Annotated in this window: 5 protein-coding genes; all 5 read right to left on the bottom strand. The window is 70.9% G+C overall.

The genetic code is table 11. From position 1 onward, the window contains the following. A partial coding sequence (locus AB0C29_RS40920) for a DUF6510 family protein (protein ID WP_360832478.1) occupies positions 1-159 on the bottom strand: 159 nt, incomplete at its 3' end. Beyond that, positions 156-893, bottom strand: coding sequence for a ferredoxin reductase (locus tag AB0C29_RS40915; protein WP_360832475.1), 738 nt, complete (start codon positions 891-893; stop codon positions 156-158). The genes AB0C29_RS40915 and AB0C29_RS40920, both read right to left, overlap by 4 nt. Positions 894-915: 22 nt before the next feature. Further along, a complete protein-coding gene (locus AB0C29_RS40910; RefSeq protein ID WP_360832472.1) occupies positions 916-1,515 on the bottom strand; it encodes a sulfite oxidase-like oxidoreductase in 600 nt (199 codons plus the stop codon). A 39-nt stretch (positions 1,516-1,554) separates the two neighbouring features. After that, positions 1,555-2,325, bottom strand: a complete 771-nt coding sequence (locus AB0C29_RS40905) for a hypothetical protein (RefSeq protein WP_360832469.1) — start codon at positions 2,323-2,325, stop codon at positions 1,555-1,557. Next, positions 2,322-2,828 carry a SigE family RNA polymerase sigma factor gene (locus AB0C29_RS40900; RefSeq protein ID WP_360553124.1) on the bottom strand — a complete coding sequence of 169 codons (507 nt, stop codon included), beginning with the start codon at positions 2,826-2,828 and terminating at the stop codon, positions 2,322-2,324. Before AB0C29_RS40900 ends, AB0C29_RS40905 begins: the two co-directional genes overlap by 4 nt. Positions 2,829-3,074: the final 246 nt, after the last annotated feature.

Raw genomic sequence — 3,074 nt, 5'->3', positions numbered from 1 at the left:
GGCCACCAGGCCGGGCGCCGGCCCCCACACCCGCAGCCGCGCCACGACGCTCGGCTCCCCGCACCCGCCGCAGGTGGCCACCGCCGTGGTCACATCGACCGCGAAGACCTCGCGCAGATCCCCGGCCATCGCGTTGCCGTCCAGCTCGTGCTCGGTCATGACGTCCCTCCGAATCGTTCCGTGCGGATCTTCTTCGGGTCGTGCCCCAGCGCGACGAGGATGTCGGCCGCCGCCTCCACGAACGACGTCGGGCCGCAGACGAACACGTCCGGCGCGAAGTCCGGCGGCCAGCCGTACGTGTTGATCGTCGCCACGGTGAGCCGGCCCGGTGGATCGGGCCAGCCGTCGGGGGCCTTGCGGGTGTAGACGAAACGGACGTCCAGCCCCGGATCGTCGCGGACCCGGCGGGCCAGCTCGTCGGCGTACAGGGCGTCCTGCGGGGTGCGGACCGAGTAGATCAGCCGGAACGGCTGCCGGCCGCGTACGTCGCCGCGGGCCCGGATCATCGCCATCAGCGGTACGACGCCCGAGCCGCCGGCCAGCAGCAGCACCGGCGGCGGCGCGTTGCGCCACACGAACCAGCCGCCGACCGGGCCGCGCAGCTCCAGCGGCTGCCCCACCTGCAGGTCCTCGGCCAGATAGGACGAGACCTCGCCGTCCTCCACGCGCTGCACGGTCAGCTCGACCGTGCCGCCGTCCTGCCAGGCCGAGGCGATCGAGTAGCTGCGCTGGGCCGAGTAGCCGTCCGGGGCGGTCAGCCGCACGTCGACGTGCTGACCGGGCAGGTGCCCCGGCCAGTCCGGCACCCGCAGCACCAGAGTCCGCGCGGACGGTGTCTCCTGACGAGCCGCTTCGAGAACAGCGGCCCGCCAGACCAAACGACGATTTGTCATGGGTTTTCCGCCGCGGGTCGGCTCAGTCGCCCTGGTAACGCTGTTCGCGCCATGGGTCTCCGTACATGTGGTAGCCGGCCTCTTCCCAGAAGCCCGGCTCGTCCTGCTGGAGCATCTCGATGCCGTTGACCCACTTGGCCGATTTCCAGAAGTACAGGTGCGGGACCACCAGCCGGGCCGGGCCGCCGTGCTCGGGCGCGAGCGGCTCGCCGTCGAACTGGTACGCCACCCAGGCCTTGCCGTCGAGCAGGTCCTCCAGCGGCACGTTGGTCGTGTAGCCGCCGTAGCCGTGCACCATCGTGTAGTCGGCGGTGGTCTCGACGTTCTCGAACAGGGTGTCGATCGAGACGCCCCGCCAGGTGGTGCCGAGCTTGGACCACTTGGTGACGCAGTGGATGTCGACCGTGACGTCCTCGGCCGGCAGGGCCTGGAACTCCGCCCAGGACCAGCTGTGCTTGGCGCCGGTCTCGTCGGTGACCGTGAACTGCCAGCGGTCGAGCGGGATCCGTGGCGTCGGTCCGGCCGAGAGCACCGGGAAGTCATGGGTGAGGTACTGCCCGGGCGGCAGGTCCGGCTGCGAGGAGCGGCGCCGCCCGCCGAACCCGGGGGAGATGATGCTCATGTACAGCAGTAAACCCGATGATCATGAACGAGGACAGGCTTACCCCACGCCGAAGGTGGCGTTGCCGGCCGGCAGCTTGCGGCCGTTGTCGTCGAAGGCGGTCGCCTTACCGACCTTGCTGGTCGGTTTGACCTTGTTCAGGGGGAACCAGAACAGCACGATCGACCGGTCCTCGCTCCAGGTGGCCTGTTCGGCCCGGACTGTCCGGCCGTCCGCGGTCACGGTGATCTTCGCCGCATCACCGACGTAGTAGCCGAAGGCGGGACTCGGCTTGTCGTTGACGACCATGGCCATCTCCAGGGCGTGGAAGCCCGGTGCCCGGTCCGAGCCCTCCACCTCGTTGTTGACGACGTCGACGACGAGCTGACCCGCGGTGGTGCGCCAGCCGGTGGCGATCCCGACGGTGGTGTCCGGCAGGACCGGCTCGTCGACCCGTTGCATCCACAGCAGCCGGTCCAGCCCGTCGACCTTCATCCCGGTGTCGACGACGTCGCCGAACGCCTCCCCGGTGATCGGCTCGTCCGGATCCTCGTGGACCGCGGTGGCCGACGGATCCGCGGTCTTCGCCGGCGCGGCACTCGACGGCTGACCCGCCGCGGCGACCCCCGGCTGCGACGCCTCCGGGCGGACCAGCTGGAAACCGCCCACGAGCAGGACCAGCACCGCCACCCCGGAGGCGGCGCCCACCGTGGCCCGGCGCCGGCGGCGCAACCGGCCACCGGCGGTCATCACGGCGGCGAGGTCGAGCGACTTGGGTTCGAAGTCCGGCGTGGAGTGCATGGCGTCTCTCAGGTCGTCGAGGTTGTTCATGGGCGTACTCCGCTTTCCGCGCGCCGGGGTGCCGGGATGGAGACCCGCAGCTTGGCCAGCGCCCGCGAGTTGAGGCTTTTGACCGTGCCGAGGGACAGATTGAGCTCGCGGGCCACGTCGACCTCGGTGGCGTCGAAGAAGTGCCGCAGCACGACCACGGTGCGCTCGCGGGGTGACAGCGTCTGCAGTGCGCCGATCAGCCAGCGGCGCCGGGTCACGTCGTCGGCCAGGTCCCGGGGTAGTGGTCGTTCGGGGAGCTCCTCGGTCGCGTACTCGCGGATCGGGCGGCGCCACTGGTCCGTGACGAGGTTGGCCAGGACCGTGCGGGCGTACGCGTACGGGTCCTTGCGGCGCACCCGGCCCCAGGCCGCGTACACCCGGACCAGGGCGGCCTGGGCCGCGTCCTCGGCCTGATGCCGGTCACCGGTCAACAGGTACGCGGCGCGTTGCAGCCGGGCCGAGTTCGCCTGCGCGAACTCGACGAACTCATCGTCGCCTCTCACTCCCACGACGGCCAAGACGGGTCAGGGCCCGGAAAGGTTGCAGCAACCTTTTCCCGCGGCGGGCCGTCTCGGTCTGCGTCATGCACCATCCGCACATCCTGATGGAGTCGCGCAATGGGACTGTCCCGCCGATCGATCCTCGCCGTTGCCGTCACCGGCACCGCCGCCGCCCTGGTGGTGACCGGAGCCGTGGCCGCCGGTGCCTCGCAGCGCAAGCCCACGCCGAGAAGCTGGCCGAGCGGTCCG

The organism is Actinoplanes sp. NPDC048791, assembly GCF_040650095.1.
In the GTDB taxonomy this organism is placed as follows: domain Bacteria; phylum Actinomycetota; class Actinomycetes; order Mycobacteriales; family Micromonosporaceae; genus Actinoplanes.
The sequence above is the reverse complement of the archived record's forward strand: the minus strand, read 5'-3'. Positions and strand labels throughout refer to the sequence as shown.

What these genes read in the sequence shown, in the direction of transcription:
- AB0C29_RS40905 (WP_360832469.1), bottom strand. Translation starts at nt 2,325, where the DNA reads ATGAACAACCTCGACGACCTGAGAGACGCCATGCACTCCACGCCGGAC.
- AB0C29_RS40915 (WP_360832475.1), bottom strand. Translation starts at nt 893, where the DNA reads ATGACAAATCGTCGTTTGGTCTGGCGGGCCGCTGTTCTCGAAGCGGCT.
- AB0C29_RS40910 (WP_360832472.1), bottom strand. Translation starts at nt 1,515, where the DNA reads ATGAGCATCATCTCCCCCGGGTTCGGCGGGCGGCGCCGCTCCTCGCAG.